Consider the following 17695-nt stretch of genomic DNA (forward strand, 5'->3'; position numbering starts at 1 on the left):
CCCCAAGAGGGGGCTGATGAGATATAAATAACAATAAGTTAAAGCTAATTGCAATTAATACTCTTTAACACACACCAGACCACGCTCACCGGCATTAAAAGGATTGGTTAGGTACTTATGTGTTCGTAGATTGTATAAGGTTATATGATTCTGGTTCATTATCCAAATCCAGTCTTGTGCTGCTATTTGGTCTAGTTTTATGTTGTCGTTAATGGTTTTCTCTGTCCACTGGGTGAATAGCGAGATCTTACTGTGTTTTAGATCTTCTGGTGTGGCTATTCTTTGAGAATTAGTACAATATTTCATTACATTATGAAAATCCAATTGTGCCCCTGTGCTAAACCACTTATTCATGTTAAAGGTATATACCATATTCTTGCTATTAGTCGTTTTAGGTCTTCCTGTGATGGTGACTTTTGCAGTGTTGCGACCTTCCGGGTGTTTATTCAGTGTCACAACTCCTTTGCTATCAATAGATAACCACTTTTGGTCAACCTCCCAGTTATAGTTAGATGCGGTACCTAGTGAAGGTTTGATGGCAAATTGTGCTCCAGTAAATCCGGTAGAAGGGAATTGCTTATCAACCGCATAGGCTTCCTTAGTACCTAACGGTGTAATTGATATTTTGTCGTAATTGATAATTTGGATAGACTGCTCACTACCCGTATAACCAATGGAGCTATTGAGTAATTTGATGTTAGCAATTTCTGAATCAGAATTGTTTTTGTACTCAACAGTGTATACTCCTGCCGAGTTTTCTATCATATCCTTTGATATCTGCCCATACATTATGTTTGATGTGATTTCTATTTTTGGCTTTTTCCCTGTAATCAAATGACCATTATCATCTTTAAGCGTTAGCTGTATCGTGGTAGGTTTGATATCAGTTGTGCTTGTTTCATAGGTACTCGCAGTGAGTGAGCTTTTCCCTGGGGCAAATACAGGTGCGCCAGCTTCAATAGTAACCACTTCAGGTTTACTATGTGCATTGCCTGCACCTGCTGAAATTATATACTCTCCAGGTTTTGTAAAACTGAGCGTTCCTTTATATTGGCGAGTGAAAGTGTCACTTGTTATATCCCACTTCTCTTGAATAGCTGATGATTTTTGATTTTTATTATGTATTGCAATATCGCTGTCATTAATAAATACATCATTACCGTATTTATCCTTGATTTTTAACTCAACATTATATGTTTTACCCATATTGGTATTAGTTTTATCAAGTTTTAATTCAACGGTTGCAATGTAACTGGTGTCTCTGAATGGGGTCACCATTATCTGTGCAGTATCCGAAACAGTATTCACTTTTGCTGTCAGCTTGTGTTGGGCTGTTTGAGTCAGTGATACAGTGGCATTGTATTCACCTTTCTTCAGTGTATTTTCTTGCCATGCCGTTATTAGCACTGAACTTGGTTTTTGAGTATCAGTTAAGTTGATATCGGTTTCTTTTAATCCAGTGACGCCATTGTAATATTGGTCAGTTAATGTGAATGTTAACTTGAACTCTTGCCCTGGCAGGGTAGTTAATTTCCCTGAACTATCAGCGGTTATTGAAGACTTCATACTGATCTTGGCTACATGTTTAACACCTTTCGGGCTTTCAACACTGATAGTGGCATCTGAAGAGTGTCCATTAACCTTGGCTGTTAGTGGATGTGCTTTGGCTTCAGTTAGCGCTACGCTGGATGTGTACTTACCCTCATTGCCTTCAACCCAAGCTATTGGTATTAATGTATTTAAATGTTCCAGTGTGATATCAGAAATATTAACCGCGACAACACCATTACCGAATTTATCTTTTAGGCTGAGTTGAAGCTCAACGTCAGCATTAATTGCCACTATTTTTGGTGCATTTAACTCAACTTTCGCGACATTTTTGGCACCTTCTTGCGGTTTTACATCAATTTCGATATTTTTTACCTGTTTATTTACCTCAACCGATAATGTGTGCTTTTTAACTTTCTCTAGCGTGACCTGAGCCGTATAGACACTACCGTGTGAAGATGCTTTCACCCACGCTGCTTTAGTGTTAATCGTGCTGTCGGTATTTTTGAACATAATATCTTTCGATGTGATATCTGCCACTTCATTACCATAGTTATCGAGCATGGTGAGGATTAATGAGGTGCTTTCCCCTGCATTGACTGAAGTTGCCACCGTGGTTAATTTGATCTCCTTAACATTGCTAGCCCCTTTCAACGCTTTTACCGTGACTTCCTTGGTATTGGCATCTTGTTTATTCACCGTCGCTGTTAATGTGTGTTTACCGACTTTGGTTAATGGTAAAGTGGCTTTATACACGCCCACCGATTCCATTTTCCAAGCAATATTGCTGCTATCAATAGTTTCTGCGGTATGGCTGTCTTTTAACACAATATCAGCGCCATTGACGCCAGTAACCAAATTGCCATATTGGTCTTTTAGTTCTAACGTTAAGTCAACCTTTTTACCTGCATCAAACGTATTTGCGTTTGTGGTCATTTTTGCGGATTTCACCACATCTTTCCCACTTGGATAGGTTGCTTCCACGGTTTGGATACGGCTTGAGCGGTTATTTACGGTGGCTTTAAACTGATAATTACCAACAGTGCTTAACTGCTGCTTGGTGGTATACACGCCATCTTGTGGATTAGCCCATGTAACGTTGGCTAGTTTTCCATTATTGGTGAGCTGAATAGCCCCTGTATCGATATCAATAACACCGTTATCAACACTATCCGTTAAGGCTAATGTTAATTGCACTTCTTTACCTGCCTCAATAGTACCTTCATCGGTTTCAAGAGTGGTTTTATGCACCTTATTTACCCCTTTGGCAGGAGCAACGGTTAGCTCAAGCTTATCGCTGAGTAGTTTATCTACTACGACTTGAATAGACTGCTTATGTAGCTTATTCATGGTGAGTTCTTGAGTATATAGCCCGCCGCGGAGTTCTCTCCATGTTGAGGCTGAATGTAAGTTAGTTAATAATTTTAATGAGTTTGCCGCACCAGTCAGTTTGTTATCGAACTTATCTTTTAGTCCGACAGTTAAGGTCACTTTATCGCCTGAGTTGGCACTGTTAGTGGGGGTATTACTGGTGATAGAAATAGTCTCTAGCGAGCCTCGTAAACGGTCTTTATCATAAGAAGTGATTGGGATTTCTATCGGCGGATTGACGACCCATTCGGTACTTTCTGACTGGCCGTTGACTTCCACTGCTATTTTATAGCGGCTAGCTTTAGCGGTGGGAAGTTGGGCGATATATTTATTTAACACATTTTTTTCCATAAAGAGGATGTCTTGTTTTTGCCCATCAATGGTCACAGTAATATCGCTACTGGAGACATTTTTAACCGGGTTGCCATATGCATCAGTTAAATCAATAGATAGCGGTGATGATTGTCCTGCATCACTGTTGGCTATTGGTGAAATGGCGATGGTCTTCACTGCATCTTTACCTGTTGGTGAATTGACCGTGATAGTTGCTGTATCTGTAAATTGATCAATACCAGCCATCAGAGTATGCGTCTTAACGTCACTGAGCATGATGCGAGTTGTGTAGATCCCTAATCCATGGTTATCTTCATTCCAGATCACGTTAACTGGCTTCTTGTTATCAGTCAGTGTGATTGTATTATTGTTGATATGAATAACCGGGTTGTTATCCATATCAGTTGCTTTCAAGGACAAAGAGACTTCATCACCCGCAGTGATCATATTTGATGTCGCTGATAGCGTTATATTGCGAACTCGGTTTGAGTCAGTGGAAGGCTTCGCTTCAATTAATATATTTTTACTATGTTGTAAATTAACTTTAGCTCTCAGTGAATGAATACCTGCCATTGATAGGGTAATGGGTGCGGTATAGACCCCGTTACCTTTTGAAACCCAAACTAAGCCTGCAAGATCTTTCTTAGTATGCGCATCATTTATGGTGATATCTTTAGCGGCGATCCCTTCAACGCCATTATCCCATTGGTCTGCTAATATCAGTGTCAACTCTGTTTTACTACCTACAGTCAGTTGGTTTGTATTGGCCTTGAGCTCAACCGTTTTTACCTGTGTTGGGTCTGTTAGTGCGCTGACATCAATCGTCAGTGGGGCGTTGGTTTGGTGATTAACTCGGCTTACAAAGGTGTTTTTCCCTTGTTTATGCAGAGGGAGTGTCGTTGTGTAAATACCTGCGCCTTTCTCTAACCAGACCAACTTAGGAACAAGCGTATGATTATGCTCTAATTGAATGTCGTTGGTTTGTACCTTTTCAACACCATTGCCATGGCTATCAGCCAATGTCAGTTGTAATTCGACGGTGTCACCTACCTTAAACGTCAGATTGGCCGCCTTTAATGCCACATGATTTACGACAGATTTACCCAGTGGCGCTTCAACATCAATAACCTGTGATTGGCTTATACCATTGGCTGTGACTTTTAAGGTGTCAGTGCCTAGCTTGCTTAATAATAAGTCAGCGGTATAAGTACCATCCGCATTGTCTTTCCATATGACAGAGCCTGATTGTTGGTGAGTGATAGCGAGACTGTTGACACCCGTCAGCGAATTACCAAAGCTATCTTCTAACATTACAGTTAATGCTAGCAAGGTACCGGCTGGTTGGGTGCCAGACGGTGCGGTATTAAATTGCACTTTAGCAACAACCCCGCGTTGGCCCTTAATTCCATTTCCTTGATGGTTAGTGGCAACGATGGTGTTTGGAACCGCCACCGTCAATGTTTTAGCAACTGAATTGATATTATTAGCTGTAACAATAATGTCATAGGAGCCGCTTTGTTTCGCCGGTAGCGTGAGAATATAGTTACCATTATTGAGTGGCGCTACAGGGATCGTCGATGAATGCTTATTATCGACTTTAACTGTGACCTCTTTGATACCTGTGACGGAGTGATTATTTACATCTGTCAGTGCAACAATTAATGTGCTGTCCATTCCCGCGATTTGTGTAGGGAGAGATAAGATATCAACATTCTTGACTGTATTGACCTCGTCACTCTTTATTACTTCAATATCGACAGCTTGGCTGCTAATTCCATTAACGGTGGAACGTAATGCGTCTTTGCCCAGTGTTTTTAAGGTTAAATCAGTGGTATAGGTGCCATTATGGTGATCAACCCAAGTCACTTTACCGGTTTGGTTGTGCGCTAATGTGATGTTTTTAACATCAATACCGCTAAGCGCATTATCAAACGCATCTTTTAAGGTTAGTGTGAGTTTTACGGTATCACCGGATTTAAAGTTTGGTGCGTTTGTCGCAGCGAGCGCAACGGTATTCACTACACCGGCTTGGCCTTGAACACCTGAACCATCGGTTTTTGTTGTTTGAATCGTTTTGGCGGCAGTAACTTGCCAAGTTTGTTGAGTTTCCTGTTTATTGGCGGTCACTTTAACCAGATAATTCCCTGTTTTTTGTGCAGGTAAAGTGGCGATATAAGTGCCTTTATCCGTTTTCGATTCAACAAATGTTAAGTTAAGTGGCTTATCATTGAGCGTAATTTTAATGTCATCCGCAATGAGTGTCACACCATGATGATTGCCATCAACCGCTTGTACGCTAATGGTTTGCTCTGAGCCGGTTGCCGATGGGGCGATAGCGGCAATAACCAGTTGATTAACTTGCTTGATATCGGTGGAATTTGTCACGGTGATGTTTGCTGGTGAACTATCGATGCCGTTAACGGTGGCGACTAATGCATCATTTCCCAATACCTTTAATGGCAGGGTCGCGGTGTATTGGCCATTGTTATGGTCAGTCCAAACGACATGACCTGCCTGCTTGTGCTTCAGCGCAATGTGGTTGCTGGAGACGCCTTTTAATGGGTTATTAAAGCCATCTTTTAGCTCGACAGTGAGCTGTAAATGATCACCAGATACTGAACTTGTTGATGCGGTTTTCAGTTCAACATGACTAACGACGCCGCGCTGGTCTTTCTTGCCACTTCCATTTGAGGTCGCAGCGACTGTATCAGGTTCTGTCACTGTGAGTGTTTTTGCCGTGGATGGTTTATTATTGGCAGTGATAACGACACTATAAACCCCACTTTGTTGTCCCGGTAATTTCCCTGTATAGGTGCCATCTGTTTGTTGAGTGACGGCAATATTTAGTGGTTGTTGTTTCGCAATATTCACAGTGACCTCAGTGATCCCCATGACTGTGAGGCTGTTTATATCGGTCAAGGATACTGCAAAGTGGCTTTCGGCACCGGCTTGCGGACTGGCGATATTAACAATATCAACCTGATGGGTGCGGTTGCTTCCAATTGCATTTTCAACGTTGATGTCAACTGGCGTACTTTTTATCTGGTTAACCATCGCCACTAAGCGCTCTTTACCCAGTGTCTTTAACGGTAAATCAGCGGTGTAGGTGCCATTATGGTGATCAACCCAAGTCACTTTACCGGTTTGGTTATGCGCTAATGTGATGTTTTTAACATCAATGTCGCTAAGCGCATTATCAAACGCATCTTTTAAGGTTAGCGTGAGTTTTACGGTATCACCGGATTTAAAGTTTGGTGCGTTTGTCGCAGCGAGCGCAACGGTATTCACCACACCGGCTTGGCCTTGAACACCTGAGCCATCAGTTTTTGTTGCTTGAATCGTTTTGGCGGCAGTAACCTGCCAAGTTTGTTGCGTTTCCTTCTTATTGGCACTGGCCTTGACGGTATAGTTACCGGTTTTTTGGGCTGGTAGGGTTGCAGTGTAAGTGCCCTTAATGGTTTTCGATTCAACAAATGTTAAATTAAGTGGCTTGTCATTGAGGGTAACGTTGATGTTATTCTCAATTTGAGTCACACCATGGTTATTGGCATCAACGGCTTGTACGGTGATTTGCTGTTCTGTTCCCGCTGCAGATGGTGCAATCGTCGCGACGATTAGCTTACTCACCTGTTTAATATCAGCAGTATTTTCCACGGTAATATTTGCTACCGAACTATTGATACCGTTAACGGTGGCGGTTAATACATCGCTTCCCAGTACCTTTAATGGCAAGGTCGCGGTGTATTGGCCGTTGTTATGGTCGGTCCAAACCACATGACTTGCTTGCTTGTGCGTTAGTGCAATGTGGTTGCTGGAGACGCCTTTTAATGGGTTATTAAAGCTATCTTTTAGCTCGACAGTGAGCTGTAAATGATGGCCAGATACCGAACTTACTGATGCGCTTTTCAGTTCAACATGGCTAACGACGCCACGCTGGTCTTTTTTGCCACTTCCATCTGAGGTCGCAGTGACTGTATCAGGTTTTGTCACGGCGAATGTTTTTTTAGCCGAATTTTGTTGATTGGCGCTAATAACCACGTCATAAGAGCCACTTTGTTGCCCAGATAATTTCCCTATGTAGCGGCCATCTGCTTGTTGAGTGACATTAATGCTTTCTGGTTTTTGCTTACCGATGGTGACCTCAACACTTTGGACACCGTCGATTAAGTTACCTTGAGCATCGGCCAATACCACCGTGAAGGTGCTTTCTGCACCAGCGGCTGCGTTGGTAATATCATTAATATCGATTTTATGAATCGCGTTATTGCCTAACTGTGGTTTGACATCAATAACAATGGTTGGGCTTTGTATGTTATTTACGGTGATAAATAAGTGATCTTGCCCTAATTGCGTTAAAACTAAGTTAGCCGTATAGCTTCCATCTTTTTGTGCTATCCAAGTGGCTTTACCCGCTTGTTTATGGGTGAGTGATTGCGCTAAATCAACGCCAGTTAATGGGTTACCAAAGGCATCTTCTAATATCGCGGTTAGCTTTAACGCACCGCCAGATTTTAGGTTATTATTTGGGGAAATGGCGAGTGTTGTACGGTTAACGACACCGCGATAATGTGGTTTACCACCATGATTGATAGCAATGGGGGAAGGAGCGCTAACGGTTAAGGTTGATTCTGTGGATTTAACACCACCAACAGTGGCAATAATTTTATGAACGCCTGATTTTTGGCCAGAAAGCGTGCCAGTATAGGTTCCTTTGCTATTGGTTGTTTCCGTGATTTTAAACAATTCTTCAGTGCCATCAATAGAGATGACCGCGTTACTATCTATCCCTGTAATGGGTTGATCATTGGTATCAGTGATTGATAGTGTGATGGAACTCGTTTCACCTGCAGCGGGTTTAGCGATATCTTTGATTTTAACTTGCTTGATTTGCGAGGTTCCAATAGCACTTCCCACGTTAATATTCAGTGGGGAAGTGGTTATTTTGTTCACTTTCACGGTTAAAGTATCTTGGCCAATTTTGGTGAGAGGCAAAAGAGCCGTGTAGTCGCCGTTGCGGAGGTCTATCCAAGTCACAGAGCGATTGCTAGGTTGTCGATGATTTAACTGAATACTCGCGCCACTGAGCCCTTCAAGGGGGTTACCAAATGCATCTTTAAGTGTCACGGTTAATTGTAATGACTGCCCTGATTTTAGGTCGTTAACCGCTGATGAAGCCAATGTAACGGTTTTAATGACGCCACGCTGATTTCCTATACCACTTCCATTTTTGTCTTTCACGGTTATGGTTGCAGGGGTTTTAACTGTCCAAATTTTTGATGCAGTTTTATTATTCGCCGTCACTTTAACGGTATATTTACCCGTATTTTGTACAGGTAACGTTCCTGTATAAATACCTGCTTGAGTGAGTGACTCTGTTAAAACAATCGATGTTGACTGGCCGTCGATATTTGCTGTTATCATGCTGCTAATCATGGTGACGGGGTGCTGATATTTATCAGTGACTTTTACGGTGATAATTTGGTTTTCACCTGTATCACTCGGGATGATTGTTTCAAGTTCGACGTTAGCAACTCGATTGATATCCGTCGTATTACTCACTGTAATAGGGAATTGTTGTGATTTATGACCATTAATAGATGCCGCGATATTATTGGAGCCAGTTTGTGTTAACAGCAACGAAGTCGTGTAAGCGCCATTACCTTTATCTAACCATTTCAGCGAGCTTGCCTTGTATCCATCCAAAATGATATTACTGGCGTCGAGAGCCGTTAACGGATTATTAAATGCATCGAAGATGGTGACAGTGATATCCAGTTTGTCACCTGATTGCAGACGTGAGATATCACCTGTTGTCATGGTTAGGTTATTGATAACGCCTCGTTCACCATGAGCACCTGTTCCGCTTGAGTTTTTCGCGCTAATTGGGGTTGGTTTTTTCACCGCTAAAGTATCTTTAACTGAGCTTTGGCCATTTACCGTGGCTATAATGTTATGATCACCTGCTTGCTGTGCGGGTAGCGTGACCTCATAAATGCCCGGTTTCCCTTCCTTTGCTGGCAAGGTGTGTGGGGTGCCATCAATCTCAATAACCATTTCCTGTTCACCGACCACTGGATTGCCATTTTTATCGGTTAATTGAACAGTTAGAGTGCCATTTGAACCTGCATCTGCTTTTTCTATTTTGGTGATTTCAACTTTACTGACGTTATTTTGACCCGACGCGTGACTAACTTGGAGCGGTGTTACAGCGGTTTTATGATTGCTGATAGAAGCAATTAAGTTTTTATCGCCAACTTCAGTCAGTGTGAGAGTCGCCGTATAAGAGCCATCGCCATTATCCGTCCAGACTGGCTTGCCGTTAAATCCGTCAAGGGTAATTGTATTTAGCTCAATTAAACCGTTATTAAAAGCGTCGGTGATGGTCACGGTGATTTCAAGTTGATCGCCAGACTGTAAGTTACTGGTATTGCCTGTCGTCATAGCAATACTATTGACCACGCCTTTTTCTCCCGGTTTACCATTGCTATTTGGTTTAATTGGAGTTGGTTTTGCGACCACTAAGGTTGTGTCAGTTGAGTGTTGGGCATTCACACTCGCGCTAATGTTGTGATTGCCCGCTTGCAGTGCGGGTAGGCTAACCTCATAAATCCCGGGTTTACCTTCTTTTGCAGGACGTTTATAGGCTTGTCCATCAATATGAATGGTAATTTCTTTTTCACCGACAACCGAGTTGCCATATTTATCGGTTAATTCGATAGTTACAATACTATTTGTACCAGCCGCCGGTTTTTCTGTTTTGGTGATTTTTACCTTATCGACATGGGAAGCGCCTACGGCATGATTGACCTGAACTTCTGTATTTGGGCTATGGGCACCATTGACGGAGGCAGTTAAATTATTGCTACCAACGTCGGTTAAGGTCAAGGTAGTGGTATAAGAGCCATCACCATTATCTACCCAGCTTAAGGTATTTCCTTTGTGTTTACCGATATCGATGTTATCAGTATTTAAGCCAGCTAAGCCGTTACCAAAGGCATCAGTTACCGCAACCGTGATTTCAAGAGGATTACCGGATTCAAAACGGTGAGTGTGATCAAGTGTGATTGCGACTTTGTCGATAACGCCTTTCTCACCTTGTTGGCCTGTACCATTCGAATTATTCGGGCTAATTGGGGTCGGTTTTTGCACTTCTAAAGTATCTTTAGGGGAGCTTTGGCCATTTATCACGGCAGTAATTTGATGATTACCTGCTTGCAGTGCTGGCAGCGTGACCTCATAGATACCGGGTTTCCCTTCTTTCGCGGGGAGAGTATGTGGTTTGCCATCAATATTCACGGTCATTTCAGTTTCACCGACTACTGAGTTACCGTTGTTATCGGTTAATTGAACGGTTAGTGTGCTGGTTGAACCTGCGGCGGGTTTTTCTGTTTGAATAATTTCAACTTTACTGACTTTGTCTTTTCCTTTGGCATTGCTAACTTGGACTTGTTTTTGCGGGCTCTTAGTACCATTGATGGAAACGGTAAGGTCATTATTGCCGATGTCGGTTAGTGGCAAGGTGGTGGTGTAAGAGCCATCACCGTTGTCAACCCATACCAATGTATCGCCTTTGTGTTTACCAACATTGATATTATTGGTGTCTAAGCCTGACAAGCCGTTGTTAAATGCATCAGTAATGGAAACGACGACCTCAAGTTTATCGCCAGATTGCAGATGGCTAGTATCGCCTGTCGTGATAACGATATTATCGATAACACCTAGTTCGCCTTTTTGCCCTGCACCGCTTGGGTCTTTAGGTTTAACAGGCCGTGATTTATCAACAATAAGTGGCTCTTTTGGTGATCCTTCCCCATTAACGATAACAGAAACAATGTGGTTGCCTGCGAGTTGACCCTGAATAATGACGTCATAAATACCTGGAGATGTTTCTGTCACTGGCAAAGTATGTGCTTGGCCATCAATATTGACAGTCACTTCTGTTTCACCAACAACGGGGTTGCTATGTTTATCGGTTAACTCGAGGGTTATAGTGCTATCTACACCTGCTGCTGGTTTTTCTACTTTAATGATTTTGACTTTATCAACATGAATAGTCCCAGTGGCATTAGCGACCTGAATATCCGTTTTCAAGCTAGTGGTGCCATTAATAGAAGCGGTTAAATCATTGGTTCCGATCTCCGTTAATGGCAAAGTGGTGGTGTAAGACCCGTCGCCATTATCCGTCCATATCAGCGTATCGCCTTTATGTTGACCTATATCGATGTCATTGGTGTTTAAACCCGTAAGTCCATTATTAAATCCATCAGTAATGGTTACAGTGACGTCAAGAGTATCTCCCGATTGTAAACCGTGGGTTCGGTTTGGAGTGACGACGATATTTTCAATAACGCCTTTTTCCCCTTTTTGGCCTGTGCCGCTTGAGTTGTTTGGGGAGATTGGTTTTGGCTGCTCAACAATTAACGTTTCTGGAGAGGAGGTTTGCCCATCAATGGTGACGGTGATACTTGGCGTACCAGTATGTTGTCCCGGTAATTTTCCGGTGTAGATACCACTACCAGGACGGTTTTCCGTGATAGTAATTGGTGTTGGTTTGCCATCGATGTTCACGATGACAGAACCATCAGCTCCAGAAATAGGGTTGTTGTTTGTATCAGTCAGTGAAATGGTAATCGTGCTGTCTGTGCCAGCAGCGGCTTGTGCAAGGTCGACAATCGTGACATGGGCTAATTGACCAAATACAAAATGGGTTTCTACCGTGACGCTTTGTTCATTCAGTGTTGCCGTTATTTTGGCAGGCCCTGCGACTTGGCTTTTTACCTCGACTTCAGTGTTACCCTGTTCATCGGTTGGGCTTAGCTGCTTGGCTGTGGCATTTCTTGCCTCAAGTTGCAGTACAGCGTCTTTAATGGGGTGTGCATTATCATCAGTAACATGGAATTGAATTTTGTTATTGGATGTCCCATCGGCTATCGCATTATCATTGAGGATATTAAAATGCTTAATATGCGCTTGATGCGTATCGGCAATAAAGAAAAAGGTGGTTTCAATGGGAACGCCGCCATTTGGCACTACCTGAATTCGGTGTTCACCCGTAGTCAAAGTGGTGAATTGAATCGAAGCTTCCCCTTTGATATTGGTGGCAATTTTATATTTTTGTTTATCAGTTGATTTTGCCGCCTGCATTTTTTTGAATAAATTGCTAAACGCCATTCTTGAAGAGGTGGCTTTTTGTGTGACGAATTTAAGTCCTGCCGGGAGAATAAATGTCACTGTTGAGTCTGGCGCGATATTATTTAAACTATCTCTGGCCGTAATCGTTAATTTATTAATATCTTGGCCGTTAGCAACCGCATTTCCTTGTTTGATAACCTCATTTGGGTTAATTGATAATACGCCGGAGTTTGTAACTTCAACCAAAGTTGTGGCCTGTGGTGAAATATTTCCTTTGCTGTCAGAGGCTGTTACCGTGAATCGGTAAAGGTTGATTTTCTTCCTTTCTTGTTCGGTCATTGCCACTTTATAAGACGGCAATTTGACTCTTGTAGACGCTCCGTCGAGGATTATTTCGCCCCCAGCGGCTAAAAATTCAGGTGCTTGTACGGCTAATTGATCTAACGGATATTTGGTATTGAGGGTATTAATTAAAGGTAATAATTCCCCTGTCTTCCCTTGGATTATTGAGGGTAATGATAGGGTTATCAGGGTGTTCTTTTGGTATTCTAGTACGATATTGTTATTACGATTCACAAAATCATAGCGACTGCCCATTAAACGACGAGCATCACCCACTTTACTTGGGTCAAGCTGTTCTGCGAGGCTCTTACCCAGTGCCCAAGTGAACTGGACTTTGGCATTAGTTTCACTTAATCCACCACTGATTTTTTGTTCTGCGCTTAAAGTTACCAGTGAGAATGGAGTCCAGTTTATACCAACTGTTGTGGCAAGAGGGTCTTTCTGGCGCTTATCTTTGCCAAATAGGGCGACATCGTCGCCAAAATACTGCTCAAATTTAAGGCTTCCGCCAATATTTGGGTAAGAAGGCAACCAGCCCTCAGCGTGTAAATCCCATCCATTAGCCGGGCGGGCATTGTAGTCATTCTTTAATTCAGGAGCGCTACGCCATGCTGATGTACGTAAATAGGTATTGGCACTCAGTTTTAAGAAATCTTGAGCGTACTCTGCCCCGAAACCTAGGCGAGAGTGGTAGCGAGATAAGTCATGATCAAAAAAGGCATTGACGCCCATCATACTCTCTGGGGTAAAGCGACGAACCCCAATACCATTATTGGTTTGTAATCGGCCATCAGTACGGTGAATGTTATGTTGGGTAAACAATAATAAATCTGTACTGTCATACCAAGGAATTAACCAATCTAATTGGGTATTTTTAATGGTTAATTTTTTATCTACGTCAACACTGAATTTGGCATTACCGGTTTTGGATAACCAACGATTTATCTCATCTGTTGCCGCATTTGTGGCTTTACTGCGAGCGAAGTCTTGTGCCATATCAGCAAGATCTGCCGCTTTTTTCTTACCAGAGATAAAACGCGCAGCACTTTGGCTATATTCAGCAACCAGCTTCTCTGTTTTATCATCATCGGTTAGAACGGGGTCACTTCCCAGAGTAGGTAGGTCATCAGGTGTGAGCATTTTTGCATAGCTTGGTATAACCGGCATGATGGCCGAAGACCATATTGCAGTAAAGAGCACAAAACCATTTGAGATTTTATGTCTCATGGTTGGCTTTGTGGTTGACGTAGCGGGGTTCATTCAATTTATTCCTAGTTTCAATATTAACTGGGTTATTGTTGAATGCTTATATAGGTAAGAGCTTGTGAATTAGTTTGACTTAAACAGAAGCGGAATTTACAAGGTGGAATAACACGGAATGGGCAGCTTTTATTAATAATGCTAAAAAATAGTCTCTTCGCCTATATTAAAGTATTTCTATCGATTGGGAATAAACCTTACTTGAATGAAAACAAGCCACTAGCTTATAAAACATGCGATATTGGATTGGTAAGGAGAGTAAATTTAGTCGCGATTCAATAAAGTCATAAGCTAGGTTAGTTGAATTTAAAAAGCCCCATCAGGGGCAATTTTGATACTGAAAAAACAACTAAATTAAGTCTATTTTACAGCGAACAGCGTTATCCCATTTTTTGAAATAGCTGCTTTAGCAAACCTAACGGTGTGCGTGGATGGCTGTTTTGTTCACTTACTGGCGATTTGAAAAGAGTTCCTGTGCTTGGCTGAATATTTATCGCAGATGCATTCCTTAGAAAATTAACTTGTATTGTTCGGCTATCGCCATTTAAGGTAGCAATGATATCCATGGAGCCTTCGGCTAAACTGCTGATTTCTAATTCTGTATTTCCATATTCATCAGTCAATTTAGTTGGTGAGATAACGCCATTTGGTGCTTCAAAATGAACCTGTGCCCCAGCGATGCTTTGTCGGCTATTATTCACAATATGCAGTTTAATTTTGTTTTTACTGATCCCATCAGCGACTGCATTGTCTTGGATGATATCAATGCTACCAATGAATGACTGGCTAATATCGGGTTTAAAGTTAAACATTTCATTTATTTCTATGCCATGTTCCGTATTTGCTTTTATGGCATAACTTCCTGATATAAAAGAGGTGAATTGAATAGAGGCTTCACCTTTACTATTGGCAACGATGCTATAGGGTTGTTCAGAAACTGATTTTGTCGCTTGGGCTTTCCACATAAAATGATTAAGTAATGAATAATACCCCATGTTTTTTTGATCAATAGATTTAAGGCTTGCAGGCAGTGTGAAGCTGACTTTTGCATTGGGGACTGGGTGACCAAGAGCATCTTTAATTACTACGGCGAATGTATTTGCGTCTTTACCGTTAGCGACGGCATTATTTCTTTTTACGGTATTTTTATGGGTGATGGTGAGAGCACCGGTATTGGTAACTTCAATTAACGTTTCCGCTTGTGGAGAAACATTTCCATTGGTGTCATAAGCCGTTACGGTTAAACGATAAAGGTTGAGTTGTTGGTTTTTAAAAGCATTGCTGGCAATTTTATAAGATGGCAGTTTTACTGAGCTTTCTATGCCATTAAGGTGAATTTCTCCCCCAGCGGCTATCAATTCAGGGGCTTCTATCACTATTTTTTCTAGCGGGTATTTCGTGGTTAAATTGCGGATAATAGAGAGTTCTTCTCCTGTCATACCCTGAATAACTTTCGGTAATGAGAGTGAAATTAACGTTTTCTTTCGGTACTCCAACACAATATTGTTATTACGGTTAACAAAATCATAGCGGTTACTGGAAATATGACGAGTAGCTTCTATCGCGGAAGCATCAAGATGTTGTGCTAAGCTTCTTCCTAACAACCAATTGAAGGCAATTTTTGCACTTGTTTCATTTGTTCCTCTATTACCTATTTTATGTTCTGTATTTAGCGCAAGGAGAGGGAATGGGGACCAATTGATGCCTACAGTAGCCGCTATTGGGTTTTTCTGACGCTCATCTTTACCAAATAAAGCCACGTCATCACCATAATATTGTTCCAGTTTTAGGTTCGCACCTAAATTGGCATACGTAGGGAGCCAACCTTCAACTTGAATGTCCCAACCGTTTGCTGGTCGTGCGTTATAATCATAGGCTAATTCGGACGCACTACGCCAAGCCGATAGCCCTAAATAGCTATTCGCACTCATTCGAACGTAATCTTGAGCATACTCGACTCCAAGCCCTAAGCGCGAATGGTAATGGGATAAATCATGATCAAAGAAAGCATTCACCCCGATCATGCTATTTTGTTGGAAATGACGTAAACCAATACCGTTATTGGTCTGTAACCGGCCATCAGTACGGTGAATACTGTGCTGAGAAAATAACAACAAATCGTGTTGATCATACCAAGGTACTAGCCAATCTAATTGAGAAGCCTTAATTGACAATTTTTTATCGAGATTAATATTGAGCCTGGCATTACCGGCTTTGGATAACCAATGTGTTATTTCATCTGTAGCGATGTTAGCCGCTTTATGGCGAGCGTAATCTTGTGCCATATCGGCAAGATTTTGGGTGTTTTTTTCTTCAGAAGCAAAGTTTGCGGCATTTTGCCCATATTCCGCTAAAAAACGTTCAGTACTATCTTCAAGTTGGGCTTCGGGTTGGGGTCCTTCAAATTGAATAGCATTACTACCGAGTGTAGGTAAATCGTCTAAATGGGCGATTTGGGCATAGCTTGGCACCATTGGCACAATAGCCGTAGACCAAATTGCCGTTGAGAATAGCAAGCAGTTCGGTAATTTAGGTTTCAATTTTGACGAAGGGGGATTCATCGAGCATATTCCTGATATCAATATTAACATGGCTATTTTCAGGCTAGACAGTGCTCAGTGCTTGTGAATTGATTGGATGAATACGGAAACACGATTTGTATATTGGAAATATTTGGAATAACTGGCTTTGGTTGATAATCAAAAAATACAGAATATTATACAGATTAAAATAAATGATTTTTTATTGGAAAAAATCTTACCATAATAAAAACAACAAATTAGATGAGGAAGTTATGGAGTTAACATTTTTAGGAACCAGTGCTGGGGTGCCGACAAAAGAGCGCAATGTCACCAGTATGATATTAAATTTGGTCGGTATTCGTAAAAGCTATTGGTTATTTGATTGTGGCGAAGGGACACAGCATCGCATTTTAAATAGCCCATTTAAAACGCCAAAAATTGAGAAAATATTTATTACCCATTTACATGGCGACCATATTTTTGGTCTACCCGGCTTGTTATGTAGCCGTTCAATGGGGGGAGCGACAGACCCGCTGACGGTTTATGGTCCAAAAGGGTTAAAGCAATATATTGAAACGGTATTAGCGGTGAGTATGTCTTATATGACATACCCGTTGGAAATCGTTGAAATTGAAGCTGGGCAGTTATTTGATGATGGGGAGTTAATTGTAACGGCTTATGCCCTTGACCACCGTGTTGAGTGCTATGGCTATCGTATTGAGGAGTACCCGAAGAGTGGTGCATTAGATGCAGTCAAATTAGCCAATGACAATATTCCTCGAGGCCCTTGGATGCAAGCGCTTAAAGCGGGAGAAACGATAATTCTTGATGACGGGCGAGTCGTTAATGGCGCTGATTACCTCGGTGAGCCCGTACCCGGTAAAGTCGTTGCGATTTTTGGAGACACTCAACCGACAGAGCAAGCGCTGGCGCTCGCGAAAAATGCCGATGTAATGATCCATGAAACGACACTAGAGGCTGAATTCGCCGAAAAAGCCAATGAGCGTGGGCACTCGACGACAGTACAAGCGGCGGAGCTAGCACGTGAAGCGGGAGTAAAACGTTTTATTGCCACTCATTTGAGTGGCCGCTATACGAGTGAGGATATTCCAAGGTTATTGGCACAGTGCCAGTCAGTATTCCCTCAAACGGAAATCGCAGAAGATTATTTGACGGTGAAGATCTAA

General features: G+C 42.0%; 3 protein-coding genes. 1 reads left to right on the forward strand and 2 read right to left on the reverse strand.

Annotated elements, in window-relative coordinates; all coding sequences use genetic code 11:
- Nucleotides 1-54: 54 nt before the first annotated feature.
- Nucleotides 55-13986: an invasin domain 3-containing protein gene (locus tag PR800_RS06660; RefSeq protein ID WP_272530435.1), complete on the reverse strand. Its 13932-nt coding sequence runs from the start codon at nt 13984-13986 to the stop codon at nt 55-57.
- A gap of 380 nt (nt 13987-14366) precedes the next feature.
- Nucleotides 14367-16547, reverse strand: a complete 2181-nt coding sequence (locus PR800_RS06665; protein ID WP_231068824.1) for an inverse autotransporter beta domain-containing protein — start codon at nt 16545-16547, stop codon at nt 14367-14369.
- 233 nt (nt 16548-16780) lie between these two features.
- On the opposite strand from PR800_RS06665, the gene rnz reads away from it, so the two are divergent.
- Nucleotides 16781-17695, forward strand: a complete 915-nt coding sequence (gene rnz / locus PR800_RS06670; protein ID WP_166267287.1) for a ribonuclease Z — start codon at nt 16781-16783, stop codon at nt 17693-17695.

The organism is Providencia sp. PROV205 (assembly GCF_028479505.1).
Lineage (GTDB): Bacteria > Pseudomonadota > Gammaproteobacteria > Enterobacterales > Enterobacteriaceae > Providencia > Providencia huaxiensis.

Coding starts and splice junctions, on each gene's coding strand:
- PR800_RS06660 (WP_272530435.1), bottom strand. CDS start 13,986: ATGAACCCCGCTACGTCAACCACAAAGCCAACCATGAGACATAAAATC.
- PR800_RS06665 (WP_231068824.1), bottom strand. CDS start 16,547: ATGAATCCCCCTTCGTCAAAATTGAAACCTAAATTACCGAACTGCTTG.
- rnz (WP_166267287.1), top strand. CDS start 16,781: ATGGAGTTAACATTTTTAGGAACCAGTGCTGGGGTGCCGACAAAAGAG.